Source organism: Streptomyces sp. NPDC015171 (assembly GCF_043079545.1).
In the GTDB taxonomy this organism is placed as follows: Bacteria; Actinomycetota; Actinomycetes; order Streptomycetales; family Streptomycetaceae; genus Streptomyces.
On sequence record NZ_JBIBUO010000017.1, the window covers coordinates 125,758 to 151,719 of the forward strand.

The 25,962-nt window shown below is 72.6% G+C and carries 27 protein-coding genes; 11 read left to right on the top strand and 16 right to left on the bottom strand.

The window, feature by feature from the left end; translation table 11 throughout:
- Positions 1–14: 14 nt before the first annotated feature.
- Positions 15–524, top strand: a complete 510-nt coding sequence (locus tag ACF073_RS34345; RefSeq protein WP_392075384.1) for a hypothetical protein — start codon at positions 15–17, stop codon at positions 522–524.
- A gap of 10 nt (positions 525–534) precedes the next feature.
- On the opposite strand, the gene ACF073_RS34350 is transcribed toward ACF073_RS34345, so the two are convergent.
- Positions 535–1,986, bottom strand: a complete 1,452-nt coding sequence (locus ACF073_RS34350) for a purine-cytosine permease family protein (RefSeq protein WP_392075385.1) — start codon at positions 1,984–1,986, stop codon at positions 535–537.
- 91 nt (positions 1,987–2,077) lie between these two features.
- Between ACF073_RS34350 and ACF073_RS34355 the strand changes: the two genes are divergently transcribed.
- Both ACF073_RS34355 and ACF073_RS34360 read left to right on the top strand, forming a co-directional pair.
- Positions 2,078–2,713 (top strand): TetR/AcrR family transcriptional regulator, encoded by a 636-nt coding sequence (locus tag ACF073_RS34355; RefSeq protein WP_392075386.1) that lies wholly within the window; start codon positions 2,078–2,080, stop codon positions 2,711–2,713.
- Between the two features lie 283 nt (positions 2,714–2,996).
- Complete coding sequence (locus ACF073_RS34360; RefSeq protein WP_392075387.1) at positions 2,997–4,712, top strand: amidohydrolase; 1,716 nt, start codon at positions 2,997–2,999, stop codon at positions 4,710–4,712.
- Between the two features lie 93 nt (positions 4,713–4,805).
- Here ACF073_RS34360 and ACF073_RS34365 read toward each other — a convergent pair whose 3' ends face one another.
- Complete coding sequence (locus ACF073_RS34365) at positions 4,806–5,444, bottom strand: DedA family protein (protein ID WP_392075388.1); 639 nt, start codon at positions 5,442–5,444, stop codon at positions 4,806–4,808.
- A gap of 360 nt (positions 5,445–5,804) precedes the next feature.
- Here ACF073_RS34365 and ACF073_RS34370 point away from each other — a divergent pair, with 360 nt between their 5' ends.
- From ACF073_RS34370 to ACF073_RS34385, 4 genes are all read left to right on the top strand, one after another.
- Positions 5,805–6,464, top strand: a complete 660-nt coding sequence (locus ACF073_RS34370) for a ThuA domain-containing protein (protein ID WP_392075389.1) — start codon at positions 5,805–5,807, stop codon at positions 6,462–6,464.
- Positions 6,449–7,681, top strand: a complete 1,233-nt coding sequence (locus ACF073_RS34375) for a Gfo/Idh/MocA family protein (RefSeq protein ID WP_392075390.1) — start codon at positions 6,449–6,451, stop codon at positions 7,679–7,681. Before ACF073_RS34370 ends, ACF073_RS34375 begins: the two co-directional genes overlap by 16 nt.
- A gap of 106 nt (positions 7,682–7,787) precedes the next feature.
- Positions 7,788–7,910, top strand: coding sequence for a hypothetical protein (locus ACF073_RS34380; protein WP_392075391.1), 123 nt, complete (start codon positions 7,788–7,790; stop codon positions 7,908–7,910).
- Positions 7,911–7,947: 37 nt separating this feature from the next.
- The gene (locus ACF073_RS34385; protein WP_392075392.1) at positions 7,948–8,967 is read left to right on the top strand and encodes a hydroxyacid dehydrogenase; all 1,020 of its coding nucleotides are present in this window, start codon (positions 7,948–7,950) and stop codon (positions 8,965–8,967) included.
- Between the two features lie 979 nt (positions 8,968–9,946).
- Here the strand turns inward: ACF073_RS34385 and ACF073_RS34390 are convergent.
- From ACF073_RS34390 to ACF073_RS34400, 3 genes are read right to left on the bottom strand one after another with little or no spacing between them, the layout of a single operon-like run.
- Positions 9,947–10,543: a cysteine hydrolase family protein gene (locus tag ACF073_RS34390; RefSeq protein WP_392075393.1), complete on the bottom strand. Its 597-nt coding sequence runs from the start codon at positions 10,541–10,543 to the stop codon at positions 9,947–9,949.
- Positions 10,540–12,201, bottom strand: coding sequence for an MFS transporter (locus tag ACF073_RS34395; RefSeq protein WP_392075394.1), 1,662 nt, complete (start codon positions 12,199–12,201; stop codon positions 10,540–10,542). The genes ACF073_RS34390 and ACF073_RS34395 overlap by 4 nt, the downstream gene beginning before the upstream one ends.
- Positions 12,198–12,668, bottom strand: a complete 471-nt coding sequence (locus ACF073_RS34400; protein WP_392075395.1) for a MarR family winged helix-turn-helix transcriptional regulator — start codon at positions 12,666–12,668, stop codon at positions 12,198–12,200. The genes ACF073_RS34395 and ACF073_RS34400 overlap by 4 nt, the downstream gene beginning before the upstream one ends.
- Before the next feature lie 190 nt (positions 12,669–12,858).
- Here ACF073_RS34400 and ACF073_RS34405 point away from each other — a divergent pair, with 190 nt between their 5' ends.
- A complete protein-coding gene (locus ACF073_RS34405) occupies positions 12,859–13,338 on the top strand; it encodes a DUF3574 domain-containing protein (RefSeq protein ID WP_392075396.1) in 480 nt (159 codons plus the stop codon).
- A gap of 5 nt (positions 13,339–13,343) precedes the next feature.
- Here ACF073_RS34405 and ACF073_RS34410 read toward each other — a convergent pair whose 3' ends face one another.
- Positions 13,344–14,105, bottom strand: coding sequence for a DeoR/GlpR family DNA-binding transcription regulator (locus tag ACF073_RS34410; protein WP_392075397.1), 762 nt, complete (start codon positions 14,103–14,105; stop codon positions 13,344–13,346).
- A 99-nt stretch (positions 14,106–14,204) separates the two neighbouring features.
- The gene (locus ACF073_RS34415; RefSeq protein ID WP_392075398.1) at positions 14,205–14,918 is read right to left on the bottom strand and encodes a hypothetical protein; all 714 of its coding nucleotides are present in this window, start codon (positions 14,916–14,918) and stop codon (positions 14,205–14,207) included.
- Positions 14,919–15,243: 325 nt separating this feature from the next.
- Between ACF073_RS34415 and ACF073_RS34420 the strand changes: the two genes are divergently transcribed.
- Complete coding sequence (locus ACF073_RS34420) at positions 15,244–15,792, top strand: DM13 domain-containing protein (RefSeq protein ID WP_392075399.1); 549 nt, start codon at positions 15,244–15,246, stop codon at positions 15,790–15,792.
- A 56-nt stretch (positions 15,793–15,848) separates the two neighbouring features.
- Here ACF073_RS34420 and ACF073_RS34425 read toward each other — a convergent pair whose 3' ends face one another.
- The 3 genes from ACF073_RS34425 to ACF073_RS34435 form a co-directional block, all read right to left on the bottom strand.
- Complete coding sequence (locus tag ACF073_RS34425; protein WP_392075400.1) at positions 15,849–17,012, bottom strand: agmatine deiminase family protein; 1,164 nt, start codon at positions 17,010–17,012, stop codon at positions 15,849–15,851.
- 126 nt (positions 17,013–17,138) lie between these two features.
- The gene (locus tag ACF073_RS34430) at positions 17,139–17,519 is read right to left on the bottom strand and encodes an NUDIX domain-containing protein (protein ID WP_392075424.1); all 381 of its coding nucleotides are present in this window, start codon (positions 17,517–17,519) and stop codon (positions 17,139–17,141) included.
- A complete protein-coding gene (locus ACF073_RS34435; RefSeq protein ID WP_392075428.1) occupies positions 17,443–17,766 on the bottom strand; it encodes a hypothetical protein in 324 nt (107 codons plus the stop codon). Before ACF073_RS34435 ends, ACF073_RS34430 begins: the two co-directional genes overlap by 77 nt.
- A 458-nt stretch (positions 17,767–18,224) precedes the next feature.
- On the opposite strand from ACF073_RS34435, the gene ACF073_RS34440 reads away from it, so the two are divergent.
- The gene (locus tag ACF073_RS34440; protein ID WP_392075401.1) at positions 18,225–18,809 is read left to right on the top strand and encodes a sigma-70 family RNA polymerase sigma factor; all 585 of its coding nucleotides are present in this window, start codon (positions 18,225–18,227) and stop codon (positions 18,807–18,809) included.
- Positions 18,806–19,555: an anti-sigma factor domain-containing protein gene (locus ACF073_RS34445; RefSeq protein WP_392075402.1), complete on the top strand. Its 750-nt coding sequence runs from the start codon at positions 18,806–18,808 to the stop codon at positions 19,553–19,555. The genes ACF073_RS34440 and ACF073_RS34445 overlap by 4 nt, the downstream gene beginning before the upstream one ends.
- 48 nt (positions 19,556–19,603) lie before the next feature.
- On the opposite strand, the gene ACF073_RS34450 is transcribed toward ACF073_RS34445, so the two are convergent.
- From ACF073_RS34450 to ACF073_RS34475, 6 genes are all read right to left on the bottom strand, one after another.
- Positions 19,604–20,410 (bottom strand): DUF1295 domain-containing protein, encoded by an 807-nt coding sequence (locus ACF073_RS34450; RefSeq protein WP_392075403.1) that lies wholly within the window; start codon positions 20,408–20,410, stop codon positions 19,604–19,606.
- Positions 20,407–21,723 (bottom strand): class I SAM-dependent methyltransferase, encoded by a 1,317-nt coding sequence (locus ACF073_RS34455; RefSeq protein ID WP_392075404.1) that lies wholly within the window; start codon positions 21,721–21,723, stop codon positions 20,407–20,409. Before ACF073_RS34455 ends, ACF073_RS34450 begins: the two co-directional genes overlap by 4 nt.
- The gene (locus tag ACF073_RS34460) at positions 21,720–23,003 is read right to left on the bottom strand and encodes a class I SAM-dependent methyltransferase (RefSeq protein WP_392075405.1); all 1,284 of its coding nucleotides are present in this window, start codon (positions 23,001–23,003) and stop codon (positions 21,720–21,722) included. The genes ACF073_RS34455 and ACF073_RS34460 overlap by 4 nt, the downstream gene beginning before the upstream one ends.
- The gene (locus ACF073_RS34465; RefSeq protein ID WP_392075406.1) at positions 23,000–23,764 is read right to left on the bottom strand and encodes a DUF1365 domain-containing protein; all 765 of its coding nucleotides are present in this window, start codon (positions 23,762–23,764) and stop codon (positions 23,000–23,002) included. Before ACF073_RS34465 ends, ACF073_RS34460 begins: the two co-directional genes overlap by 4 nt.
- Positions 23,758–25,068 carry an NAD(P)/FAD-dependent oxidoreductase gene (locus ACF073_RS34470; protein ID WP_392075407.1) on the bottom strand — a complete coding sequence of 437 codons (1,311 nt, stop codon included), beginning with the start codon at positions 25,066–25,068 and terminating at the stop codon, positions 23,758–23,760. Before ACF073_RS34470 ends, ACF073_RS34465 begins: the two co-directional genes overlap by 7 nt.
- Positions 25,069–25,282: 214 nt before the next feature.
- On the bottom strand, positions 25,283–25,945 hold the full coding sequence (locus tag ACF073_RS34475; RefSeq protein WP_392075408.1) for a fasciclin domain-containing protein: 663 nt from the start codon (positions 25,943–25,945) through the stop codon (positions 25,283–25,285).
- Positions 25,946–25,962: the final 17 nt, after the last annotated feature.

The window sequence follows — 25,962 nt, forward strand, 5'->3', positions numbered from 1 at the left end:
GCGAGGATGCGGAGATGCACCGATCTTTCCCTGACGAGCCCGAGCCGCGTCTCACCGCCGAGGGCGAACACCCCCTGTGGGACGAGGCGCTGGCCGTGGTCAACCGGGACCTGGCCGCGACCCTGCCCGAGCAGCCTCCGCTGCGCCTCGTCGCGTACCCGGGCTGGCCGGACGGGGAGGACGGTGCGGACGGGCCGGGCGAGGTCCTCCATGTGGCCCTCGCGAACGGTGACTGGCACGGCAACGCGCTGGAGCCGGAGTCGACCCCGGCCGGGGCCCTGTGGGCCGTCGCCGAGGCGGCCCAGGAAACGGTCATGGGGTGTCTGTGGCAGACATGGCCGGTCTGTACCGTGCACGGGCTCGGGCTGCACCCGGGCGAGGAGGCCGGGCGTCCGTCGTGGCGGTGCGCCGGTGGCGGCCCGGGGGATCCGGGGCACATCCGCGCGGCCGTGGGCGAGCTGGACTCCGTCCACCGCCCCCGCCGCCCGGACCGCGAGCGCCGCGAGGACTCCGAGGGGCGGTGAACGGCCGGGGTCAGCCGGCGGCCGGGGTAGCCCGCATCAGGAGCGCGTACACCGCCGAGGCCGCCACGAGACCCGCCGGCAGGGCCAGGTCGACACCCCCGAGGGCGGCGGCCACCGGTCCGGTGTAGACGGTGTCGACGCACAGCGCCGACGCCGTCACGCCCGCGCCGAGGGCCAGCGCACCCGACCAGTTGACGCCGCCGGTGTACCAGAAGGGCCCGGCGGGGCTCTCGTCGGCGAGCGCGGGGCCGTCGTAGCGGTTGCGGCGCAGCAGGATGTCGGTGGCGTAGACGGCGGTGCTGGGGCCGAGCAGGACCACGGTCAGCTGGAGCACGTCGCCGACGGTGTCGAGGAAGTCGGACACGAGCAGCGCGTACAGGGTGAGGGAGACGGAGACGGCGCCGTCCACCAGGACGCTGAGCGAACGCCGGATGCGGATGCCGACGGCCTGGAGGGCGAGTCCCGCGCTGTAGGCGGTCAGCGCGTTGAGCGCGATGGTGCCGAGGACCAGCGCCAGCAGGAACACCGGCCGGAACCAGCCGGGCAGCAGCCGCTGCAGCGAGGACTCCGGGTCGCTCATGTCGACGGCGGTCGCCGCGCAGGCGCCGAGGCCGCACACCACGAGGCCCGGCAGGAAGCCGCCGAGCGCCGTCCAGCCGGCCACCGCCTTCGCGGGCGTGCTGCGCGGCAGATAGCGGGAGAAGTCCGCGCTGGTGGTGTAGGAGAGGGGGCCGGAGGCGATCAGGGCGACCCCGGCCAGCAGGGTCGCCCACAGGGCGGTGCCGGTCAGCGGCCGGCCGGGGGCGTGGCCGAAGTCGGTGTGCCGCAGCACCGCGACGCCCAGCACCGCGAACACGGCCGTCAGCACGAGGGTGATCGGGACGTAGAGCCGGACGATCGCGGCATGGCCGTAGACGCTGATGGCGAGGGTGACGGCGGCGATGAGCACCACGACGGCCGCCTTCACGGCGGTGTTCACCGGCAGACCGGCCCGGTCCACCAGGGAGAACGCGGCGGTCGCGGCGGCGGCCAGGTTCAGCGCGAAGTAGCAGACGGAGATCATCCAGCCGGTCACCGCGTTGTTCACCCGGTTGCCGCGCACCCCGTACAGCGCCCGGGTGACGACCTCGCTGGGCGTGCCCGCCGCCGGGCCGGGGATCGCCAGCAGGCCGGTGAGCAGCCAGAACAGGTTGCCGACGACGATCACGGCCAGCGCCTGCCACAGGGTCAGGCCCATCAGTACCAGCGCGCCGCCCACCACCAGGCTCAGGTAGTTGACGTTCGCGGCGGCCCACACGGGGAACAGCTCCCGGGGCCTGCCCCGGCGTTCGGAGTCCGGGATGTGGTCGATGCCGTGGGCCTCGATGCCGCCGGTGCGCCCGGGAGCCCGGGAGGCGGCGGCGATCCCGTCGCCGGCCGTGGGCCCCGCGTCGGGGTGCGGGTCGGGAAGCATGGACGCCATGAGGCCCTCCGGGAGCGGTGGGGTCGGCCCGGACGCTTATTGGGCACATGACCATTTGCTTATTGGTCGCACACTCAATAGCATCGCCGTCATGTCGTCAAGCGTTCAGCGCAAACGGATTCGCAAGGACCCGGCCGCCCGCCGGGCGGAGATCGTCGACGCCGCGGCCGCCGTCGCCCTGGCCGAGGGCCTGGAGTGCGTCACCCTGCGCCGGATCGCCGAGGAACTCGCCGTCCGTCCCGGGCTGATCAGTCACTACTTCCCCTCGGCGGAGGACCTCGTGGCCGAGGCGTTCGGCAGCGCCGCGACCGGGGAACTCGACCGCCTCCTCCCGGCCGGGCACCCCGCGGACACCCCCACCGGCCTGCTGGCCCGCTTCCTCGCCCGCACCTCGGGAGAGGCGTACGACGCCATCAGCCGGCTGTGGATCAACGCCCGTCACCTCAGCCGCTACCGGCCGGTGCTGCGCGACCGGGTCGCCCAGCAGGAGGCAGCCTGGCGTGGGCGGCTCGAAACCCTGATCGGGGACGGTGTGGCCGCCGGCGAGTTCCGCACCGCCGACCCGCGGACCACCGCCATCCAGATCCTCGTCGTCCTCGACGGCCTCGGCGTCCACGCCAACACCGCGACCCCCGAGCGCCCCGCGGCGGTCCTCCGTATGGCGCTGACGACCGCCGAACGGGAACTCGACCTGCCACAAGGCGCACTCGACCGTACGGCTGAATGAGTCGCCGGCCGAAGCGCCGGCTGAGTCGCCGGCCGAACGGCTGACTGAGACGCCGGCCGAAGCGCTGGCTGAGTCACTGACCGAGGCGTCGGCTGAGCCGCTGGCCAACCGGTCGGCTGTCCCGCCGGCTGAGTCGCCGGTCAACCGGTCGGCCGGCCCGCTGACCGAGCCGGCGGCCGACCGGGCGGCTGGCTCGGTCAGCGGGCCGTCGGCCGATCCGCCGGCCGAATCGCCGGCCGAGCCCCGCCCCCGCCCCCCTGTGACCGAAGACCGAAGGAGCCCCGTGCCCGCCGACCTCGTCCTGCTCTCCGCCCGGCTGCTCGACCCCGGTACGGGCCGGATCCTGCCGCACACCGCGCTCGCCGCGGAGCGGGGCCGGATCAGTTTCCTCGGCGACGACCGGGACGCCCGCGCCGTCGCCGGGCCCGGCACCACCGTGGTCGACCTGCGCGGAGCGGTGGTCACCGCGGGGCTCACCGACGGGCATCTGCACCCGGTCTCCGGCGCGGAGCGCACCATGGGCGTCGATCTGTCCGGCTGCCGCGACCTGGCCGCCGTACGGGCCGCGCTCGCCGAGGCGGCCCGGCGGCTGCGCCCCGGCACCTGGCTGCGCGGCTGGGGCCTCGACCCCAACGCCTTCGGCACCGCCCCGGTCGGCAACGCGCCCCTCGCGGACGTCCTCGACGGCGTGCCCGCCCTGATCGACCTGTTCGACGCCCACTCGGCGCTGGCCAGCGCACGGGCGCTGGAACTGGCCGGCGTCGACGGACCGCGCCGCTTCGACCAGGGCTCGCAGATCGTCTGCGACGCCGACGGCCGGCCCACCGGACTGCTGCTGGAGGACGCCGCCTGCGCACTCGTCGAGGCCGTCGCCCCCCGCCCCACCGACGCCGAGATCCGGACCCGGGCCGCCGAGGTGCTGGCCGCGATGGCCGCGTCCGGGCTCACCGGCGGGCACGCCATGGACGCCAACGGCGACAGCCTCGGCGTGTACGCCGCCCTGGAGGCCGAGGGCGCGCTGCCCCTGCGGCTGCGTATCGCCCCCTGGTGCCCGCCGGAGGCGGACGACGACGCCGTCGCCGGGCTGATCGGAGCGCAGGGCACCGGTGGCGCGCTGTGGCGGGTGGCGGGTGTGAAGCTGTTCATGGACGGCACGATCGACAACGGCACCGCCTGGCTCGAAAGCCCCGACTGCCACGGCGAGTCGGGCCACGCCTACTGGCCCGATCCGAGGCGCTACGCCCAGGTGATCGCGGCCCTGCACCGGGCCGGCGTCCCCACGGCCACCCATGCGATCGGCGACGCGGCGGTGCGCCATGTGCTGGACTCCGTCGAGCGGGCCCAGGCCGGGACGGCACCGACGGGCACCCAGGCCGCGACGGTACGGACGGACACTCAGGCCGGGACGGCACCGACGGGCACCCAGGCCGAGACGGTACGGACGGACGGCCCCGGCACCGTACGTCACCGGGTGGAGCACATCGAGACCGTCCCGGACGACACCGTAGGACGCTTCGGACCGCTCGGTGTCGCCGCCTCCATGCAGCCCACCCACTGCTGCGAGTTCACCCGGGCGGACCACACCGACAACTGGTCCCGGCGGCTCGGCGAGGAGCGGGCCGGGCGGGCGTTCCGCTGCCGTGATTTGTGGGAGGCCGGGGCGCGGGTCGTCCTCGGCTCCGACTGGCCCATCGCGCCCTACCCGCCGCTCCAGGTCATGGCCGGTGCCCGGCACCGCCGCCCGGCCGATCTCTCGCTGCCCCCGCACGGCCCGGACCAGGCCCTCACCCCGCTGCAGGCGCTCCAGGGCATGACCGTGAACGCCGCCTGGGCCGCCGGTGAGGAGGACCGCGCCGGACGGATCGCCGTGGGCCACCGCGCCGACCTCACGGTGCTGGCCGACGACCCGCTGCGGATGCCCGACACCGAGCTTGCCGGGCTGCCGGTGGTGCTGACGGTGGTGGGCGGTCGGGTCGCGTACCGGTCGGTGCGGGTGTAGCGGCGGGCCGGCCGGGCTGCCGGTGGCGATCACGGTGGCCGGCGGTCGGGTCGCACGCGCCGGGCGGCGTATCCGCGGTGCCCGGCGCGGGCCTCAGCGGGAGGTGTCGCGCCGCGCCCGGCGGGCCCGAAGGGCCTCCGGCACCAGGGGCAGCAGCGACAGGAAGACGACCAGGGCCACCAGCGGCAGCAGATAGTCGTCGATGTGCGGGACCGAGGCGCCCAGCGTGTATCCGGCGAGGACCAGCGTCTGCGACCACAGCACACCGCCCACGCTCTGCCAGAGCGTGAAGGGCCGCACGGGTACCCCCAGGGCCCCGGCCACCGGATGCAGCACCGATCTCAGCAGCGGCACGAACCGGCCGATCACCAGCGCCTTGCCGTAGCCGTAGCGCGCCAGCAGCCGCTCGGCCCGGCTGACCGCGCCCCGCAGCCGCCGCCCGGAGGTACGCGCCAGCAGTGCCCGCCCGCCGTGCTGCCCGATCAGGTACCCCACCTGGCCGCCCGCCACCGCCCCGACCGCCGCGCACACCAGCACCTGCCACAGCGCCAGCCGGGGCGGCTGCCCCGCGCTGCCCGCGCACAGCACCCCGGCCGGGAACAGCAGCGTGTCACCGGGCAGGAAGAAGCCGACGACCAGCAGGCCCGACTCGGCGAAGATCACCACCAGGACGCCGAGCGCACCGAAGGCGGCCAGTACCGCGGCGCTGTCCATCGGATTGACGGCGATCACCGGCCGAGCCTCCTGGCCTTCTCGGGGACCTGTCCGCTCCCCAGCATCACCTGTCCGGCGCACCGGTGCGCGCCGGTCCGGACACCGGGGGCTCTCCGTTCCGGGCCGCGGCCCGGAACGGCCCGGTCCGGTCCGGTCCGGACGGTTCCCCGCCCCCTACCCGGTTCACTATGCTCCGGCCGGACGACGTCCCGATTCCTTCCGGCAGGCAACCGGGGGTGGCCGGGGGTGGCCGGAGGCGGCCGGGGCTGCCCGGGGGGATGAGCCCGGAAGCACCCCAGGCAGAACCTCCGCTCCGGTTCCCAGGGCACTGTGCGCCACCCCGAGCAGCGGCGATACCGATGGGAGCGTGCCATCACCATGACCACTGAGGACACCCGGCGGGCGCTGGTCGTCCGCGGCGGCTGGGACGGGCACCAGCCCGTACTGATCAGCGACGGATTCGTCCCGTTCCTCAAGGAGCGGGGATTCGTCGTCGAGACCTCCGAGGACCTCGCGGTGTACGAGGACGCGGAGCGCCTGGCCGCCACCGATCTGATCGTGCAGTGCTGGTCCATGGGGACCGCGACCCCGGAGCAGAGCGGCAATCTCGCCGCCGCGGTGCGCGCGGGCACCGGCCTCGCCGGCTGGCACGGCGGCATCGTCGACTCCTTCCACGACCACGGCTACCACCTGCTGACCGGCGGCACCTTCGTGATGCACCCGCCCGGCTTCCTCGATCACACGTACCGCCTGTCGCCCGAGCACGCCGGCCACCCCGTCATCGCGGGCCTCGCCGACTTCGCCGTACACACCGAGCAGTACTGGGTGCTCACCGACCCGCACATCGAGGTGCTGGCCACCACCACCTTCCCGCCCGACGGACTCCACGACCGGCCCGTGGTGATGCCCGCCGTGTGGACCAGGACCTGGGGCGCCGGACGGGTGTTCGTCTCGACCATCGGGCACAAGCCCGACGACTTCGACGTACCGGAGGTCCGCACCCTCACCGAGAGGGGACTGCTGTGGGCGAGCCGCTGACGCCGTTGCGCATCGGCGTCGTGGGGGCGGGAAGGATCAGCGGCGCCTACCTCTCGACACTGGCACGGCTGAGGTCCCTGCGGCTGACCGCCGTCACCGACCTCGACCGGAGCCGGGCGGAGGCGCTCACGACACGGTTCGCGTCCGAGGCGGTCGGTACACGGGGCGTGTCAGAGGCGGTCGGTACGTGGGGCGTATCAGAGGCGTTCGGTACGCGGGGTGGGTCCGTGCCGGCAGCGGTGCGGGCCTTTTCCGATGCGACCGTGACGGGAAAGGCGCCCGAGGCGGCCGTGGCACCGGACGTCGCCGCCCTCGTGGCCAGGGACGACGTGGACGCGGTGCTCAACCTCACCATCCCGGCCGCCCACGCCGAGGTCGCCCTCGCGGCGCTCGCCGCGGGCAAGCACGTGTACGGCGAGAAGCCCCTCGCGGCGAATCGCGAGGAGGCCGCCGCCGTGCTGGCCGCGGCGCGCGGGGCGGGACTGCGCGTCGGCTGCGCGCCCGACACCGTCCTCGGCACCGGCACCCAGACCGCGCGCAAGGCGGTCGACGACGGCCTGATCGGCAGACCGGTCGCGGCCACCGCCTTCATGACCAGCGCGGGACACGAGAAGTGGCACCCGGACCCGGAGTTCTACTACCAGCCCGGCGGCGGCCCCCTACTCGACATGGGCCCCTACTACCTCTCGGCCCTCGTCCACCTGCTGGGCCCGGTGGCCCGTGCGACCGGAGCCTCCTCCCGGCCGCACGCCGAACGGACGATCGGCAGCGGGCCCCGCGCCGGGCACACCTTCCCGGTGGCGGTGGACACCCACGTCACCGGCGTCCTGGAACACACGGGCGGAGCCCTGTCCACCCTCGTCATGAGCTTCGACGTGCGCGCCGCCCGGCTGCCGCGCATCGAGGTGCACGGCACGGACGCCTCGCTGTCCGTGCCCGACCCGAACGCCTTCGACGGTCTCGTCGAGATCCACCGCGGCGACGGCTGGGAACCCCTGCCCGTGTCCGCCGGATACCCGGACGCGGGACGCGGCACCGGCCTCGCCGATCTGGCCGAGGCCCTGCCGGACGGGCGCCCGCACCGCGCGTCGGCCGAACTCGCGGCGCATGTCCTGGACATCATGTTCACCCTCATGGAAGCGGCGGGCCAGGGCCGTGCGCTCCCGGTCACCAGCACCTGCGAGCGCCCCGCCCCGGTACCCCGACCCACCCTCTGACCCACACCCACCCCCACACGCCGGCCGCCCGCGACTCGGCAGCGACAGGAGAACGCCCCACACACACGGCAGGCAACTTCAGGACAATGGAACCGCGGACCGGCTCGTGCCGACGGATCTGCTCGAACGCCCGCTCCAGGACGCGGCGCCGCCCGGCACCCGGGACGAAGCCGCCGTACCCGCCCTGCCCCCCTCCTCGACCATGACCCCGCCCCTGCCGCGCGCCTGACGCCCCCCCCGCACGACCCCACGGAGAACCACCACACATGACAGCTCCCCCCGACCTGCCCGCGGCCGTGTACGTCATGGACCCCGCCATCGCCGACGAGGTACTGCCCGAAGAACTGCGCACCCGGCTCTCCGGACTGGTCCGGCTGACCCCCGGACCGTCACGCTCCACCGCACAGGCGGCGTTTCCCGCCGCGTTTCCCGCCGCGCTCGCCGAGGCGGAGATCCTGATCAGCGGCTGGGGCTGCCCCCGTCTCACCGCCGACGTCCTGGCCGGCGCACCGCGCCTGCGCGCCGTGATGCACGCCGCCGGCAGCGTCAAGTCGCTGGTGAGCGAGGCGGTGTGGGAGCGGGGCATCGTCGTGTCGTCGGCGGCCGACGCCAACGCGGGTCCCGTCGTCTCCTACGCGCTGGCTCTCATCACCCTGGCCGCCCGGCGCACCCTGACCTCAGCGGCCCGCTACGGCGCCGGCTGGCCGGACTTCGCCGGCCGTACGGGCGCCGACGGCACCACGGTGGGCATCGTCGGCGCCTCGCGCATCGGCCGTGGCGTCCTGGCCGGCCTGCGCCAGTCCGACGCGGGATACCGGCTGCTCCTCAACGACCCGTACGTGACGGACGAAGAGGCCCGCCGGCTGGGCGCCGAACGCGTCGAACTCGCCGAGCTGTGCCGCCGGTCGGCGGTGGTGAGCGTCCACGCGCCCCTGCTGCCCGAGACGACCGGCCTCCTGGACGCCGGGATGCTGGGACTCATCCCCGACGGCGGCGCACTCGTCAACACGGCCCGGGGCGCCATCGTCGACACCGAGGCCCTGACCCGCGCGTGCGCCTCCGGCAGACTGGAGGCGTACCTCGACGTGACGGACCCCGAACCCCTCCCGCCCGGCCACCCCTTGCTCGCTCTGCCCAACGTACTGATCACCCCCCACATCGCCGGCGCCCAGGGCAGGGAGGTACGCCGCCTCGGCGAATACGCGGTCACGGAACTCGAACGCTGGCTGACGGGCAAACCGCTGCGGGGGCAGGTAACTCGCGAGGGCCTTGCCCATTCGGCTTGAACATCACGTCCCGCCCCGATAGCGCGCATCGGCCTGCGCCGCGTGAGAACCGACGGTGCCAGACCTGTGCCAGATCGTGCGAGGAACGACAGGTCACAACGGGGAACTGGCCGGCGGAGATCCAGGCGCTCCCACACGGCATCGCTCCGGTCGCTTCGGCAAATTCAGTCGCGCGCCGCGAGCGGGCCGCCCCTGGGCCGTCCGAGATCGCTCGACAGCACCCAAAGGCAAATAGCCCGGCTCACCAAGGTCCCCGGCAAGACCCAGAGGAAGTGGAAACCGAGGCCACAACAGTAATCGGCTGGCCAGGGTGTCTCGTCACCCTCACGATGGCCGCATGGACCAGTTTCAGCAGAGCGCTTGGCAGTACGTGGCAGAGGTACTCCCTCCCGAGGAACTCCCGATGCTCGCCGCACATGTGCTCGCTGACGGAGGTGATTCGCCTGCCCTGCGCGAACTGGCCGGCCTGCCGCGCAGGAGCGACCAGACCGAGATCCGTGAACTGTACGTCCAAGCCCTGCACGAACTCGGTATCCCTCTCCCCGACGCGGAGACAGCCGGCCGGTACCTCCTCGTGAGCCTCGCGTTCGGTCTCGTGACAAGCGAACTGAGGCCCAAGGACGTGGCCGACCGGCTGTCGACGACGGTCGCAGCCCGAACCCGGGAGGAGACACGGTTCCTCTCCGTCGCAGCGCACTACAGTGAATGGATCAGCCCGGACCAGCTCCCGGGATGGGAGAACGACCTGAAGAGCGCGGCCCGCTCGTTGACCGCCTCCACCGACCTGGGCCCCGGCATCGGCGTGCCAGGACCGCGGCTCGACTGTCAAGGTGGGCCGGCCCGGCATCTGGTCGCGGACCGGCTGCTGGCGTTCATCGGACCTGTGATCGCCAAGCCCCTGTTCGTCAGAGCGCCCCGTTCGTCGACGGTCGGTCTGCGTCGCGCCGGGCGAGAACGCCGCAGCGGGAGCGGCGTCGTGTCAGGCGGATCGCAGCAGGTCGTGCAGCTGGGTGCTGTCGAGGAGGTGGGCCCGGCTCGGGAAGACCTTGTCGATCAGTACCCGGTGGGTCTCCGGGTCGGAGTCGGCGACGCCGTCCGTCAGGACGAGGACGCGGTAGTCGCGGTCGGCGGTGTCGATGAGCGTGGACAGGACGACGCCGCTGGTGCTGATCCCGGTGAGGATCAGCGTGTCGATGCCGCGCTCGCTCAGCTGCTCGTGCAGATCGGTGGTGGAGACCGAGCCGAAGCGGATCTTGCGTACGACGATGTCGCCGTCCTCCGGCGTGATCCGTTCGTCGATCTGGGTGACCGGGTCCTCGTGATGCAGCATCTTCGCCCCGGCGACGGCGGCGAAGGCCTTGTTGGTCTCGGGGACCGCCGCCCAGTCGTCCTCGGTGAAGGCGACCCGGACGTATCCGATGGTGCCGCCGGCGGCACGGACGTCGGCGATGGCGCCCTTGACCCGCTCCACGAGCGCGTCGGCGTCGGGGGCGAGCGGGACGATCCCGTTCTGGAAGTCCATGGCCAGCAGGGCGGTGCGCTCGGGGTTGATCGTGGGGAGGTCGGGGGTGCTCACGCGGGAGTCTCCTTGTGCGGGTTCGCAGGGGTGTCAGGGTTCTCAGGGGTGCGAGGGTTCTCAGGGGTGCGATGGGTCTCAGGGGTGTGAGACTTCTCGGGGTTGAGGGGGCGTTCGCCGGTGCGGGGTGGTTGTTCGGCGGTGTCGGGGTCCTTCGTCCTCTCCGTGCCGGTGCCGGTGCCGGTGCCGGTGCCGGTGCCGGGGCCGGTGCCAGTCCCGGGCCCGGTCTTGGCGGCGGGCCGCCCTTCCCCGCCGCGGTTCATCAGGCGGCGGTCGAGAGCGGTCAGCAGCAGGACGGCGACGCCCGCGCCGACCAGGACGAGTCCGAGGGTGTGCAGGCCGTGGTCGCTCGCGCCGTCGCGGAAGACGATGCCGCCGATCACGGCGGAGGTGATGGTGCCGAGGTAGCCGAAGGTGCGGAACAGGCCGGAGGCGGTGCCGATCTGGTCGGGCGGTGCGGCGAGGTAGAGGGCGGTCTGGTTGCCGACCGTGGTGGCGGCGGAGGTGACGCCGAAGACCAGGGAGACCAGCACGATCGCGAGCGCGGGACTGTGCGAGGTGAGCAGCATGATGCCGACCGAGCCGAGCAGCATGGTCACCGCCGAGGCGATCAGCGGTCCGCGCACCAGGTTGCGGCTGGCCAGCGGGCGCGAGAGCACCGCGGAGACCGCGCCCATGGGCAGCAGCAGGAGTCCCGCCGTCACGGTGGACATCCCGTGCGCGGCCTCCATCCACTGGGTCATGCCGTACATCACGGAGTAGACACCCAGCAGGGTGAGGGCCTGGCGCAGATAGGTGCGGGCGAGAGCGCCGTTGGCGGCGAGCCCGCGGAAGTCGAAGAACGGGGCGGTCCCGCGCAGCTCCCAGACGACCGTGGGAACGGCGGCCAGGACGAAGACGGCCAGCGCGGCCCACTCGGTGCGGGGCAGGCCCATGAGAAAGATGACCAGGGCGCTCATCGACACCGCGAAGCCGAGGATGCCGGGCAGGTCGATCCGGTCGGCGATCCGCCGGAAGCCGCTGTTCGCGCGGTCGAGCCCGGCATCCCGGGGCAGCCAGCGCAGGGCCATCGCCAGCGCGATCGCGGTGACCGGGATGTTGATCAGGAAGGCCCAGCGCCAGCCCGCCGCGCCCACCAGCAGCCCGCCGATCGGCGGGCCCACGGCGGCCGTGGCCATGCCCGCGATCGCGATGCCGCCGAGCACTCCGCCGGGTGGCTGGGCGAGGCCCGCCTCCTCGGCGCGGCGCCGGATCAGCACCATCGCGCAGGGGAACCCGGCCGAGGTGCCGACGCCGACGAGAACCCGGGCGACGGTCAGCATCGCCATGTTCTGGCCGAGGCCGCCGACCAGGCCGCCGAGCAGCACCAGCACGATGCCGGAGAGGAAGATCCGGCGCGGGCCGAGCACCTCCGCGAGCTTGCCGGCGGTGGGCTGGGCGACGGCGCTGGCCAGGTAGAGCGAGGAGACCAGTACGGCGGTGCTGCCCACCGGGACACGCAGGTCGTCGGCGATCGGCACCAGGCCGGTCGCGATGATCGAGCTGTTGATCGGGTTGAGGCTGGAGCCGACGTAGAGGGGCGTGGTGAAGGTCCACGCGAAGGGCTTGCGGGAGAGGCCGTGCGGGGGAGTGTCGGTGCGGGCGGCGGCGGTCCTCATATGCCGTCGTCGTTCAGATCGGCGGCGGCCAGACGCTCCAGCAGTTCGACGGCCCGTTCCAGATCCGCGCGCTCGTGGGGTGCGACGACCCGGTCGATGGCCCGCGCGAGGAAGCGGTCGCGCCCGGAGAGCAGCCGGTCGACCAGTTCCGTCGCGGACGGGTCGGGGCTCACCAGCTTCTTGCGGCCGTCCTCGGGGTCGGGCTCGCTGTGGACGAGACCGGCCGCCTTGAGCACCGCGAGGCTCTGCGCGATGGACTGGGCGCTGACGTGTTCCAGCGAGGCGAGCCGGGCCGCGGTGACCGGGCCCTCGCGCACCACGCTCGCCAGCAGGGCGAGCTGGGTGGGGGTGAGCCCGGTCGCGTGCTGCCCCGATTCCGTGCGCAGGCGTGCGCGCAGGCGTTTGATCGCGTCGTTGAGGCGCTGCGCGGTCGCGGTGGTCTGCCGCGGCCCGGGGTTCGTGTCCATGCCCCTACCGTAAAACTCGACAAGCAACTTTGCCAAGTTGCTTGTCTAATTACTTCGTCGCCGAGCCCCTGACGTGCATATCGCGCTGTCCCTGATCTTCATCCGGAGAAGGCCGATTCAGGCGATACATCCAGAAGGTCCGCTCGTTGAGCAAGGGCATCCCGCCGCCGTACCAGAAGGACCGCCGCCCGTGTCGTTCGAGCTCGCCGCCCGCACCCGCATGGTGACCGTCACCCTCGCCGCCGCGCTTCTCGGCGCGAGCGGTTCCGCCGCGTACGCCGCCTTCGGCGGGCACGGCCCGGCGCCGTCCGGGGCACCGGCGTCCGTCGCTCCCGTGGGCAAGCCGTACATCAAGACCGAGTTGCTGTTCGGCACCGCCCGGCCGGACGGGGGAGCGCCGGTCACCGACGCGGAGTTCCGCGGCTTCCTGGACACGCTCGTCACGCCACGCTTCCCCGCCGGCCTGACCGTCGACGACGTTCACGGCCAATACCGCGACGCGCACGGAACGATCGAACGGGAGCGGTCGTACCGGCTCACCCTTCTCTACCCCAGGGGCGAGGCCGCCGGAGCCGGCCGCAGGATCGAGGAGATCCGCGCCGCGTACGGCAAGCGGTTCCAGCAGGAGTCGGTCGCCCGCGTCGACGACGACGAACGGGTCGACTTCTGACGGGCTCATACACGCAGCACCCGAGCGCCCGCCCGGCCGAACAGCCGCGCCTGGGCCAGGGACAGCTCGGCGTCGGTGACGACGGCCTCGAAGTCGCGGACGTCGGCGAACCGGCAGAAACTCACGGCGCCGAACTTGGTGTGGACCCCGCAGAACACCTTGCGCCGGGACACCTTCATCACCTGCGCCTTGGTCTTGGCCACCGCCGGATCCGGTGTCGTCAGCCCGTGCTCCCGTGAAATCCCGTTCGCGCCCAGATAAGCCAGATCGATCACGAACTCGCCCAGCATCTGCACCACCCACGGCCCCACCGCGGACCGCGTACCTCCCCGCACCTGACCGCCCAGCAGCATCACGGTCGTGTTCTCCCGCCGGCTCAACAGGTGCGCGGCGCCCAGCGCGGGCGTCAGGACCGTCACCGGCCGGTCGACGGGCAGCGCCTCGGCGATCAGCTCCGGAGTGAACCCCTCGTCGATGTACACCGTCTCCGCGGGTCCCAGCAGCTTCACCGCCGCCCTCGCGATCCGCTTCTTCTCCGGCACCAGACGACGGGTGCGCATCTCCAGCGTCGTCTCGTAGTGCCGGGTCTCCACCGGATACGCGCCACCGTGCGTACGCCGCAACAAGCCGTGCGACTCCAGCAGGCGCAGATCCCGCCGGACCGTCTCGGACGACACGTCCAGCTCCTTGGCCAAGACCTGCACATCGACCGAACCCCGGTCCCGCGCCCATGCGAGTATCAGCCGCTGCCGCTCCTCGCCCTGCATGATTCCTCCCCGTCAGCAATCGGGAACCCCCCGTGCCCCGCGCTCCGTGCCCCGCGCCTCGCGGCGAGCGGATGCTGCTCGCCGCGAGGCGGGCGATGACTACTGCTTGTGCTCCGCGCGGTGCCGCTCCAGCTCCAGCGCGAGGTCGCCGCGCTCCCGGCGGGCCGTGTCCGCCTCCTCGCGCACCATGTCGAGACGGACTTCGAGCTGACCGACCCGCTCGCGGTAGCGTCCGAGTTCGGCACGCACGAACTCGGCGTCGGCGATCTGCCGCGCGGCCTCCTCGCGGACCTTCTCCGTCTCCTCCTCGAACCGCCGCGCCGCCTCGTCCAGCTCGGCTATGGCCGTCTCCGCCGCCTCCTCCGCCAGCACGGTGCGCTGTTCGGCGGCCAGGGTGCGCTGAGCGGAGGCACTGGTCACCGTCGCGATGCGCTCCTCCGCCGCGGCCGAGTCCGTGATGACGGCCAGCTCTTCGAGGTAGACGGGCAGGTCCGTGGCCAGCCGCGACATGAGGGCGACGAGATCGTCGCGGCCCGCGACCCCGTCCTGCGCGGGCGCCGTCGCCTCCTCCACGGGGGCGACGACCGTCTCGGCAGGGCCCGCGGCGGGGGCCGCTGCCGCCTTCTTCGCCTCGGCCGCCTGGCGCCTCTCTTCCTTGCGCTGCTGCCTCTTGGCCCGGAAGGTACGGAACGCGCCGAGCGCGTTGTGTTCGGGGTGAGCGCAGTATCGAGGCGCGGGGGCCCCGGGCGTCGGCGCCTCGGCGGGGTTGGCGCAGTCCGGGTAGGCGCAGACCGGGAGCGTCTCGACAGTCATCTTCCTGTCCTTCCATGGAAATGCGGGATCCTCCACGCCGTACCGGCCCCCGGCGCAGGACGCGCCGGCCGGTCACGGACGGGGATGCACCGCTCACGCTAGAGGCGGTCCGACCGGTGCGGGCGCCGCTCCGGCGGTGCGTCAGCAATCGGTAAGATCACGCGTTCGCCGCGAATCCGCGGCCCGGCGCGGCACGGGGCACACGGCCTTCCGTGAGCACGTGCCGGGCGCCGTAAGACTTCCGTCATCCGGATCCGGGAGGCGGAGCCGCCGCCTCGCCGTTGAATCGATCACGAGCATCACTCGACGTGACCTGGAGGCAGACATGCGCGTTCGGCGAAGGCCCGGCAAGGCGGTGACCACCGGCGCCCTGACCCTCGTCCTCGCCCTGGCCGCGGCGGGGCTGTACTGGTTCCAGCCATGGAAGGTGTGGACCGACGAGACGGTACGCGAGGCACTCCCCGCCGCGGGCACCCAGGCGCCGGGCGCGAGCGGCTCGGGCGCCGGGGCCGGCGAGCCGACGACCCTCGCCCAGGGGACGTTCATCAGCCATGAGCACACCACCCGGGGCAGGGGCCGCGTCCTCGGACTCCCCGACGGCACTCGCACGTTGCGCCTGGAGGACCTGGACACCAGCAACGGCCCGGCGCTGCACGTCTGGATCACCGACGCCCCGGTGAAGGCGGGCACGGGCGGATGGCGGCTCTTCGACGACGGCCGGCACGTCGACCTCGGCGCGCTCAAGGGCAACAAGGGCGACCAGAACTACGCACTGCCCGCCTCGGTGGAGCTCGACGACCTCACCGGCGTCTCGATCTGGTGCGAGCGCTTCAGCGTGTCCTTCGGCGCGGCACAGCTGCGCACGGCCGGCTGAGTCACCGCTCCCGTCCCTCCTCGCAGCAGCGGCGAACCCGGTCGGGACGCGCCGCCTCAGGCGGCGGGCCTGCCGGGCTGGTCATGCGTGGAGCAGTGGATCCCGCCGCCGCCCGAGGCGATGGTGCCGATCCGCACCTGGACGACGTCCCGGTTCGGGAAGTGCTCCTGGAGGATGGCCTTCGCCCGGGCGTCCGCCTTCCGGTCGCCGAACTCGGGCAGGAGGACAGCGCCGTTGGCGATGTAGAAATTGGCGTACGTGGACACGAAGTCGTCACCCGCGCCGGCGATCCTGTCGAGGTCGGGCTGCGGCAGGTCGACGATCTCGAAGCGCCGGCCCCGCGCGTCGGTCGCCCTGCTGAGCACGGAACGGGCCTGGTCGGCCGCACGGGACCAGGAGTCCGGGGGAGTGCCGGGGAACGCCTGGTCGAGGAGGACCACGCCCGGCGCGGTGAACCGTACGAGACTGTCCACGTGCGCGTCGGTGATGTCCTCGCCGCGGACGCCCGCCAGCCAGATCACCTTCTCCACACCGAGGGTCCCGATCAGCTCCTCCTCGATCCGCTCCCGGCTCTTTCCACGGTTGCGGTTGTCGTTGACGATCGAGCTCTCGGTGACGAGGAGGGTGCCCTCGCCGTCGGTCTCGAAGGAGCCGCCCTCGGCGACCAGCGGCGCCCGCTCGTGGGGGATGCCGTACTCGCCGAGCAGCTCACGGCCCACCCGGGCGTCGTGGGTGTGCTCCTGCTTGCCGCCCCAGCCGTTGAAGTTGAAGTCGACGCCGACGACCTCACCGTCGTCCTCGACGAAGACGGGGACGGTGTCGCGGGCCCACAGGTCGTCGACGGCGAGCGCAATCACCTCGACCTGTGATCCGCACGCCCGCTGGGCCACCGCCCGCTGCTCGGGGCGGGCCGACATGACGACCGCCTCGTACTCGCCGACGGCCCGTGCGATGCGGGTGATGTCCCCCCGTACACGGGGCAGGTCCTCCTCCCAGACGGAGGCGAGCGCCGGCCAGCACATGAACGTACGCGTGTGGCTCTCCCACTCGGCACCGAAGCGGCGCGTGCCGTCCGACGCCGAGCCGCGGGAGGAGCGGGTGGACGTGCCGCCGCCCACGGAGTCCTCGGGGGCGCAGGCCGAGACGCCGAGGGCGAAGGCGCCGCCGGTCCCGGCGAAGGCGTGCAGGGCGGTGCGGCGGGAGAAGGGGAGGTGGGACATGGTGTGCTCCGATCGTGGGCTGCCGAGACCGTCCGGCGGCATCGGCTGACGGCCCGTGCCCGGACCGCGCGGTCACCGGCGCTGGAAGCGCAGTCCGGGCAGCGTGTCATGCCGGGCCGTCCGCCGTCATCGTGGGTGGGGTGCCGTAGGCGAAGGGCGTGAAGTGCGCCGGCGTGTGGTCGACGGGCAGGTCGGGGCGCCAGGCCGTGAGGATCCGCGCGCTGCACACGAACAGGCCGTCGGGAAGGTGGTCGAGGAGGTGCCAGGCCCAGTCGCCGACGCTCTCGTCCGGTGCGTGGCCGGCCGCCCCCGCCAGGCGTGGACGAGCGCGCCCACCGTGACCCGTAGGACACCGTCGACGTGGTCGACGAGTGTTCCCAGGAGCCGCACGTCCTCCGGGCGGGCGATCCGCCCCGTCTCCTCGCCGAGTTCACGGACCGCAGCGGCTTCGAAGGACTCCCCGGCCTCGACGGCCCCGCCGGGCGGTTCGAGGGGTGCCGCGCGGATGGCGGCCCAGGAGCAGTCCCTGCCCGCTGAGGAGGGTCGCGCCGACACCGACGGCCGCGTGCGGCACCGGTGGCTCGGCGGTGCGAGGGCGGCTGGAAACCCGTGCCGGCCGGTCGGGGAGGCGGCGGGCGCGGATGAGCTGCTGGACGACCGGGGTGCTCCCCTCGGTGTGGCGCAGCAGGTCGATCGCCTCGACGCGGAAGCCGTACTCGGTGAGCAGGTCCTCCCACAACTGCGGTGCCGGCACCCACATCCGGGCCGGCAGGGGCGTGCCCAGGCCAGGTGGTCGGGGACGGGCGGCAGGTAGGAGCGGGTCAGCTGGCGCCGTCCGTAGGCGGTCCAGGCACGGGCCCCCGAGAGGGACGCCCGCGGCTACCTGTGCTCGGACCGACATCCGGGGTGGGCGTCGGCCGGTGGCCGCTCCCTGCCTGGCTCGTCACCGTTCATACCCACGGCGGGTGTGCGCGTGTCCATGCCGTCGGCTTCTGGCAGGGTCGGTTGCAGGGACCACCGAAGATCTGTTCAAGGGTGAAGCTTTCATACGGCGGGTCCGGATGCGTGAGGGCGGTGAGTCGATGGGACTGCTGTTCGAAGCATGACGATTGCGGCCGCGGTCATGTTGTAGGCCGTGTGACCAATCCCCGGGTCGTTCGGCCTCGGATTACGCGGGGACGTTCCGGACCGCACCACTCAGGGAGAACCGTTGTGAAGGAAGCCGTGCACATCGGCGCCCATCCGTCATCCAGGCCCGACCTGCAACAGTTGATGCACGAAGTCGCTCTGGGAGATCAGGAGGCGTTCGCTGCGGTCTACGACGCGGTGGCGGGTTCTGTGCTTGGCGTCGTCCGTGCGGTGCTGCGCGACCAGGCACAGTCGGAGGAGGTGGCGCAGGATGTGCTCGTGGAGGTGTGGCGGACCGCTCCGCGCTACCGGCCTGAGCGGGGCACGGCACTGAACTGGATCCTGACGCTGGCCCACCGCCGCGCAGTGGACCGGGTCCGGTCGGTGGAGGCCGCCGCCGCGCGGGACACCAAGGCCGCGCTGCTGGAGCGGACGCCCGCTTATGACCAGGTCACCGAGCAGGTGGAAACCCGGCTGGAGCAGGAACAGGTGCGCCGCTGCCTGCGCACTCTGACTGAGCTGCAGCGGCAGGCTGTCACCCTCGCGTATTACCGCGGCTTGACGTACCGGCAGGTCGCCGAGGCGCTCGCGCTGCCTCTGGGCACGGTGAAGACCCGGCTGCGCGACGGCCTCATCCGGCTCCGTGACTGCCTGGGGGTGACCGCATGACCACGATTGACCTGCATGCTCTGACCGGCGCCTATGCGCTGCATGCGCTGCATGACGATGAGCGCGCCGCCTTCGAGCATCACCTGGCCGAGTGCGACGCCTGCGAGCAGGAGGTCGCGGAGTTCACGGCGACCACCGGACGCCTGGCCCTGGCCGCCACGGTGGGCACACGCCCCGTCATGCGCGAACAGGTATTGCGGCGCATCACCACCGTGCGGCAGGTGCCGCCCGGTGCCGTGCCACTGAAGCGGGTGCGCCGTGGCGTGCGGCGCGGCCGGGGCCTTGCCCGGTGGGCGCTGGCCGCCAGTGCGGCCGCAGCGGCCGCCTTCGGCGGAACCGCGGTATGGCAGTACGAACGCGCCCAGGACGCGCAGAGCCAGGCCGCCCAGGCTCAGCGGCACGTCGAGGACCTGGCCGGTGTGCTGGCCGCGCCTGATGCCAAGTCGCGTTCGGCGAAGGTGGCGGGCGGAGCGGGCACGCTGGTGATCTCCGCCAGCCGGGACCGGGCCGTGTTCGTGGCGTCCAAGATGGCGGCACCACCGCGGGGCAAGGTGTACCAGCTGTGGTTCGCCGACGGCGGGAAGATGCGCTCGGCCGGCCTGATGGACCCCGGCCGCAGCAACCAGGCCGTGCCCCTGCAGGGAGCGGTCGACGACGCCTCCGGGGTTGGCATCACGCTGGAACCGGCAGGCGGATCGAAGCAGCCGACGTCGGCGCCCCTCGCCCTGCTCGGCGTACCAACGTGAGCGTACGCGGGGGGAGCCCGTCCGACGGACGGGCTCCCCCCGCGGTTATCAGCCCCGACGCGGTGGCCGGGGAAAGAAGGCGCTGGTGCGGGCCGCGTACGCGTCCCAGCCGGGGCGGCCTGCCATATGCCGTTCCAGAAGGCGCTTCCCGCTTCCGTTGATCAGCAACATGCTCATCACCAGCGGTGAAACGACGGACACCGCGGCGGCCTGCCATCCGCCGTCGCAGGCGACGAGGAACAGCCCCCACCAGACGCAGAAGTCCCCGAAGTAGTTGGGGTGCCGGGTCAGCCGCCACAGTCCCCGGTCCATGATGAGGCCCCGGTTGGCCGGGGCCGCCTTGAAACGGGCCAGTTGGGCGTCGCCGACAGCTTCGAAGAACAGCCCGACAGCCCAGACGGCCGTGCCGGCCCAGGCCAGGGCGGACAGCGGCCGGGGCGTGTACTGGGCTGCCTGCACCGGCAGGGACACCAGCCACACCAGGGCGCCCTGCAGCAGGTAGATCTTCCGCAGGGCGTACACGTTCCGGTTGCCCCGCGCGCGGGACAGCATCTCCTCGTACCGCGGGTCCTCGCCGTGGCCGCTGCCCCGCCGGGCGATGTGGACTGCGAGCCGCAACCCCCACACGAGAATGAGGCCGGTGACCAGCAGGCGCCTGCCAGGATCGCCCTGGCCGTCCGAGAGGCCGAAGGTCACCACCGCCACGGCTGCGAAGGCCACACCCCAAGCGACGTCGACGACACGGTGCATGGCCAGGTTCAGGGCCATCGCGAAGGTGCCGAGCATGACCGCCAGCGCCGTTGCGGCCGCCCATCCGAGGTTGGCGGCGAACACGTCCCAGGCGAGCGGGTTCACCGCTCCCCCAGGTGCCGGTACCAGTCGCCGGCCTCCGCCCCCGTCAGGCCGCTGTCACCCGTGGCCTTCGGGCGTACGGCGAGGAACTGGTCCACACCCATGCGCCGCTCCTCGAAGGCCAGGGCCCCGCCGACCAGGTACAGCCGCCACACGCGGGCCGTCTCCTCGCCGACCAGCCTGACGAACTGCTCCCACCGTTCCTCCAGCGTGCGGTGCCAGGCCTCGATGGTGCGCACGTAGTGCTCGCGCATCGACTCCACCGACCGGACCTCCAGCCCAGCCGCTTCCAGCAGGCCGACGGTCTCGGCCGTCGGCCGCATGTGCATGTCCGGGGCGATGTACGCCTCGATGAACGCGCCGCCGCCCGGTGCCCGCGTGCCGCGGGACATCTGCTGGACCAGCACGCGCCCCTGCGGGCGGACAAGCCGGTGCAGGGCGGCTGCGAAGGCGGGGTACTCCTCGTCTCCGACGTGCTCGCCCATCTCGACGGTGGCCACGGCGTCGTAGGAGGAGCCGGTGATGTCCCGGTAGTCCTGGCACACCACCTCCACCCGGTCTTCCAGCCCCCGGCCGCGCACCTGTTCCCGCACGTAGGCGGCCTGCTCGCGGGCCAGGGTGACGGCGGTGACCTGCGCCTGGTGCTCCTCGGCCGCGTACAAGGTCAGCGAGCCCCAGCCGCAGCCGATGTCCAGCAGGCGGGCGCCCGGGACGAGGCCGAGCTTGCGGCAGATCAGCTCCAGCTTGGCGCGCTGCGCATCGGCCGGCCCGGCCTGGGATTCCGCCCCAGTCCAGTAGCCGCAGGAGTACGCCATCGTCTCGTCGAGAAGGAGGCTGTAGAAGTCGTTGGACAAGTCGTAGTGGTGGCTGATGGCCGCCCGGTCGCGGGCCTTGCTGTGCAGGCCGCCGCGCAGCCGGGCCTGAGTGGCGGGCGCAGGCGGTCGCGGGCCGATGGCACCGAGCCGCACGGCCTCGGCAACCGCGCGTGTCCAGTCGGCCGGGGAAAGCCTCGGGGCGTGCAGACCCCGCTCCCGAACGGCGGCCCACATGGCACGCAGCCCCTGGGGGAGATCGCCTTCCACGTCGATCTCCCCGGTGACGTATGCCTGGGCCAGACCGAGCTCGCCAGGCTGCCACAGCAGGCGGCGCAGTGCGCGCCGCGAGCGCACAACGACCACGGGGGCGCCGGCCGGACCGGACTCGCTGCCGTCCCAGGTGCGCAGCCGCACCGGCAGCGGGCCGCCGAGCGCGCCCTCCGCGAGGGCGGCGAGCCGCTGTGCGGCACCGGTAAGGGCTGAAGTGCGGGCGGTCGTCATCGCGCCGGGTCCTCCTTGGTGAGCAGGTACTGCTGGACGTCGAGGTATCCGGAGCGGAATCCGGCCTCGGAATAGGCCAGATAGAACGTCCACAGACGGCGGAAAGTCGCGTCGAAACCGAGAGCGCCGACCTCGGCGGCGCGGTCCGTGAACCGCTCCCGCCACAGACGCAGCGTCTCCGCGTAGTGCGCGCCGAAACCGTCCCGGGCGGCCACCGCCAGTGCCGTGTGGTCGCGAACCGTCTCCTCGATGGCTTGCGTGGAGGGGATGAGGCCGCCGGGAAACACGTACTTCTGGATCCAGGTGTAGGTGTGACGGGCGGCCGTCATCCGCTCGTGCGGCATGGTGATGGCCTGCAGCGCCACCCGGCCGCCCGGCGCCAGAAGCCGGTTCAGAGTGCGGAAGTAGACGGGCCAGAACTCGGCGCCGACGGCCTCGATCATCTCCACGCTGACCACCGCGTCGTAGCTGCCGCGGGCCTCGCGGTAGTCGCACAGCTCGATCGACACGCGGTCGGCGCAGCCGGCCTCACGTACGCGGTCCGTCGCCAGTTCACGCTGCTCCTTCGACAGCGTGAGCGACGTGACGTGCGCGCCGCGGGCGGCGGCCCGCAGGGCGAGCTCGCCCCAGCCCGTGCCGATCTCCAGCAGGCGGGTGCCCTCGCGGACAGCGGCCAGGTCCAGCAGACGGTCGATCTTGCGCTGCTGGGCAGCGGCCAGCAGCGACCAGTCCGCGGGAAAGCCCCGGAACACGGCCGAGGAGTAGGTGAGCGTCTCGTCCAGGAACAACGCGAAAAGATCATTGGACAGGTCGTAGTGACGGCTGATGTTGGTACGCGACCCGTCGGGGGTGTTGCGCTGCCTGTCGGGCTGACGCTGCGCCCACACACCGCGCAGCCCTTGCAGCGGCGCGGGGATCAGATCGGCCGCGTGGGCAGCGAGCACGGTGAGCGCGCCGACCAGGTCCGGCGCGTCCCACTCGCCGGCCATATAGGACTCACCGAACCCGATGAGCCCGCGTGTGCCGATCCGGGCGTGGAACGCCTTCGGGTCACGCACTTCTATCAGCGGGCCGCCCGTGCCGAGGGTGGAGCCGCCGGCGAACCGGACCCGTAGGGGCAGCCGCCGCAGGGCGCGTTCCAGTACGGAGGCGGTGACGGCCCGCACCGGCCAGGACGCCCGGGGTACGGCGGCCACATCGGGCCAGCGCTCGCCGTCGACGGGCAGGGTTTCGACGCCGGCCCGACGGCGGGCGGCGGGACGGGGTTCGACTTGGGTCATGACGTACTCTCCGGGGTGCGGCGGCCCGGGCGCGGCTGCACCGGAAGGCCCCGCAGGAACAGGCGGATACCGTGGAAGCGGATGGCGGCCGACACCCTGAGGGTCGACCAGGGATGACGCAGGGCCAGGCGTAGCAGCACGGGCACCGTCGCCTCGCGGCGCCTGCCATGCACCGCGGCGGTGAAAGGCGGGCTGCCGGGCTGCCGCAGCGTCACGGACAACCGCAGGCGCTCAGCGGGCGGCAGGAGCCGCATCTCGTAGTGGCCGTCGACCGGATGGAAGGGCGACACGTAGAAGTCTTTGGCGACCGTGGCGGTGCCGGCCGTGTCGGTGCGCAGCAGGTAGGCGTGGCGCTCGCCGTAGGTGTTGTGGACCTCGGCCACCACACAGCGCAAGCCGCCATCGCGGCCGTAACACCAGTACAGGGTCAGCGGGTTGAAGACATGCCCGAGGACCCTTGCGTGCGCGAGCATCAGCACCCGGCCGCCCCGCAGGTCGATGCCGTGCTCGCCCAGGAAGCCGTCGAGCGCGGCGCGGAGCGACGGAGCACGCCCGGTGAAGTGGTCGCGGGTACAGAAGTGTGCGAGCGGCCTCAGCGGACGCGGCAGTACGGGCAGGTGGTCGAGGTCGACCAGCCACATATAGGTGCGGTGCCGCAGGGCGTAGCGCCGGGGAGCCCGGCGCACGTGGGTGATCGTGCACGGGTACAGGGCCGGCGCCCCCGGCCGTGCCTGCCGCCGTACAGGCAGGTCGGTCACCATCTCACCCCTAGGGCCGCGGCGGCCTCGACACCGCTGCGGCAGCCGTCCTCGTGGAAGCCCCAGCCGTGGTAAGCGCCCGCGAACGCCGTGACGGCCGTGGTCAGTTCGGGCAGCCGGCGCTGGGCAGCGACCGACTCGGGTGTGTACACGGGGTGTTCGTAGGACATGCGGGCCAGCACCCGGGCGGGGTCGACGCGGTCCTGGCCGCCGAGGGTGACGACGTACGTCTGCGGGGTGTCGAGTCGTTGCAAGCGGTTCATGTCGTAGCTCACCCGCACCCGGTCGGCACCGGCCCGGCAGTCGGGCATCAGGTAGTTCCAGGACGCGCGGGCCCCGCCCGCCCGCGGAAGCAGGGAGGTGTCGGTGTGCAGCAGGGTGGCGTTGGGCGAGTAGCGGAAGGCGCCGAGGACTTCCTTCTCCTCCGGGGTCGCGTCGCTGAGCAGCCGCAGTGCCTGATCGGGGTGTGCGGCGACGACGACGTGGTCGTAGGAGGCAGTGGTCCCGTCGTCCGCGGTCACCTCCACGCCGTCTGTATGCCGGAGCACGGACCGCACGGGGGTGCCGGCGCGTACCTCGTGCAGATGGGCCGCGATCCGTTCGACATACGTTCCCGAGCCGCCCGTGACAGTCCGCCACACCGGTGATCCGCTCACCGAGAGCATGCCGTGGTGGGCGAGGAACCGGAAGAGATGGACCGCCGGATACCGCAGTGCCGTCTCCGCGTCGCAGGACCACACCGCGGACACCACCGGCGTCATGAAGTGCGCGCGGAAGTAGGACGAGAAGCCGGCCCGGGCCAAGAAGGCACTGAGCGTCAGAGTGTCGTCGGCGCCCGTGTCCAGGAGACGGCGGGCCGCCCGGTGGAAGCGCGGTACCTCGGCCAGCATGCGCAGGTAGGGACCGCGCAGGGTGTTGCGCGGCTGGGCGAACAGCCCCCGAAGTCCGCGGGCGCCGGCGTACTCAAGGCCGCAGCCCTCGCAGCGCACGGACATGCTCATCTCCGACTCCTGCGTGACCACGCCGAGTTCGCGAAAGAGCCTGAGCAGGTTCGGGTAGGTGCGGCGGTTGTGCACGATGAATCCGGAGTCGACGCGGTGCGTGCGCCCGTCGGCCCCGGTGAGGTCGTGGGTGTGGGCGTGGCCGCCGAGGCGGTCGTCGGCCTCGTAGAGGGTGACCTGGTGGGCGCGGGCCAGGAGGTACGCGGCGGTCAGTCCCGCCACCCCGCTGCCGATGACAGCCGTACGGCGCGAGCTCCCGGCACCCGCCGCCCGCCCGCTCGGCCTTGGGTCGGATGATCGTTCCACGGTGGTGTGTCCCTTCCCGGTCGGATGAAACGGCGCACTGTCGGAGGACCGGTCCGCAGGCGGTGAGATCTACGGACCAGCCCTGTGATCAGGGCGTCCGGCAGGCTGTGCCGGTCGGGCGGCCGGCGGATGCCCCGGCACGAAGGACGCGGGCCGGCCGGTCGCTCCCGTCAAGGCGACCGGCCGGGGCGCGCGTCCTCGGCCCGCACCAGCGTCAGCTCTTCGGCATCAGGACGGTGTCGATGATGTAGACGTTGGCGTTGGCGGTCCTCACGTTGCCGCAGACCACGTTCGCGGAGTCGTTGACCTTGTAGGACTCGCCGGAGCCGGAGGTCATCACCTTCGACTTCTCCAGCGTGTCGAAGGAGCCGTTCCGAAGGTCCTTCGGCGTGAGCTTCCTGCCGACGACGTGGTAGGTGAGGATCTTCGTCAGCTGGGCCTTGTCGTTCAGGACCTTGTCAAGGGTGGCCTTCGGGATCTTCTTGAAGGCGTCGTTGGTCGGCGCGAACACCGTGATGTCCTGGGCGTTGTTGAGGGTGTCGACCAGGCCCGCCTTCTTCACCGCGCTCACGAGGGTGGACAGGGCCGGGTTGTTGGAGGCGGCGGTGGCGACCGGGTCCTTGGCCATGCCGTCGAAGGAGCCGGCACCGTTCTTCGGCACGGCGGAACAGGCGGGGCCGAAGGGCTGGTCCATGCTGCTCGCGGACTCCGTCGAGCCGCCCATGTCGTCGCTGCTCTTGGCGGCCGGAGCCGACGCCTTGTCGGCGGAGTCGGCCTTGCTCGAGTCGCTGCTTGCGTCGGAGCAGGCAGTCAGCGCCAGGGGCAGCACGGCAGCGGCGGCGAGGAGACCGGCGGTGCGGCGGATACGGGGGTTCATCATGTTCTCCTGTCGGA

What these genes read in the sequence shown, in the direction of transcription:
- ACF073_RS34395 (WP_392075394.1), bottom strand. Translation starts at nt 12,201, where the DNA reads ATGAGGACCGCCGCCGCCCGCACCGACACTCCCCCGCACGGCCTCTCC.
- ACF073_RS34475 (WP_392075408.1), bottom strand. Translation starts at nt 25,945, where the DNA reads ATGAACCCCCGTATCCGCCGCACCGCCGGTCTCCTCGCCGCCGCTGCC.
- ACF073_RS34425 (WP_392075400.1), bottom strand. Translation starts at nt 17,012, where the DNA reads ATGTCCCACCTCCCCTTCTCCCGCCGCACCGCCCTGCACGCCTTCGCC.
- ACF073_RS34400 (WP_392075395.1), bottom strand. Translation starts at nt 12,668, where the DNA reads ATGGACACGAACCCCGGGCCGCGGCAGACCACCGCGACCGCGCAGCGC.
- ACF073_RS34420 (WP_392075399.1), top strand. Translation starts at nt 15,244, where the DNA reads ATGCGCGTTCGGCGAAGGCCCGGCAAGGCGGTGACCACCGGCGCCCTG.
- ACF073_RS34445 (WP_392075402.1), top strand. Translation starts at nt 18,806, where the DNA reads ATGACCACGATTGACCTGCATGCTCTGACCGGCGCCTATGCGCTGCAT.
- ACF073_RS34350 (WP_392075385.1), bottom strand. Translation starts at nt 1,986, where the DNA reads ATGGCGTCCATGCTTCCCGACCCGCACCCCGACGCGGGGCCCACGGCC.
- ACF073_RS34410 (WP_392075397.1), bottom strand. Translation starts at nt 14,105, where the DNA reads ATGCAGGGCGAGGAGCGGCAGCGGCTGATACTCGCATGGGCGCGGGAC.
- ACF073_RS34455 (WP_392075404.1), bottom strand. Translation starts at nt 21,723, where the DNA reads ATGACGACCGCCCGCACTTCAGCCCTTACCGGTGCCGCACAGCGGCTC.
- ACF073_RS34385 (WP_392075392.1), top strand. Translation starts at nt 7,948, where the DNA reads ATGACAGCTCCCCCCGACCTGCCCGCGGCCGTGTACGTCATGGACCCC.
- ACF073_RS34345 (WP_392075384.1), top strand. Translation starts at nt 15, where the DNA reads ATGCACCGATCTTTCCCTGACGAGCCCGAGCCGCGTCTCACCGCCGAG.
- ACF073_RS34465 (WP_392075406.1), bottom strand. Translation starts at nt 23,764, where the DNA reads ATGGTGACCGACCTGCCTGTACGGCGGCAGGCACGGCCGGGGGCGCCG.
- ACF073_RS34415 (WP_392075398.1), bottom strand. Translation starts at nt 14,918, where the DNA reads ATGACTGTCGAGACGCTCCCGGTCTGCGCCTACCCGGACTGCGCCAAC.
- ACF073_RS34370 (WP_392075389.1), top strand. Translation starts at nt 5,805, where the DNA reads ATGACCACTGAGGACACCCGGCGGGCGCTGGTCGTCCGCGGCGGCTGG.
- ACF073_RS34460 (WP_392075405.1), bottom strand. Translation starts at nt 23,003, where the DNA reads ATGACCCAAGTCGAACCCCGTCCCGCCGCCCGCCGTCGGGCCGGCGTC.
- ACF073_RS34355 (WP_392075386.1), top strand. Translation starts at nt 2,078, where the DNA reads ATGTCGTCAAGCGTTCAGCGCAAACGGATTCGCAAGGACCCGGCCGCC.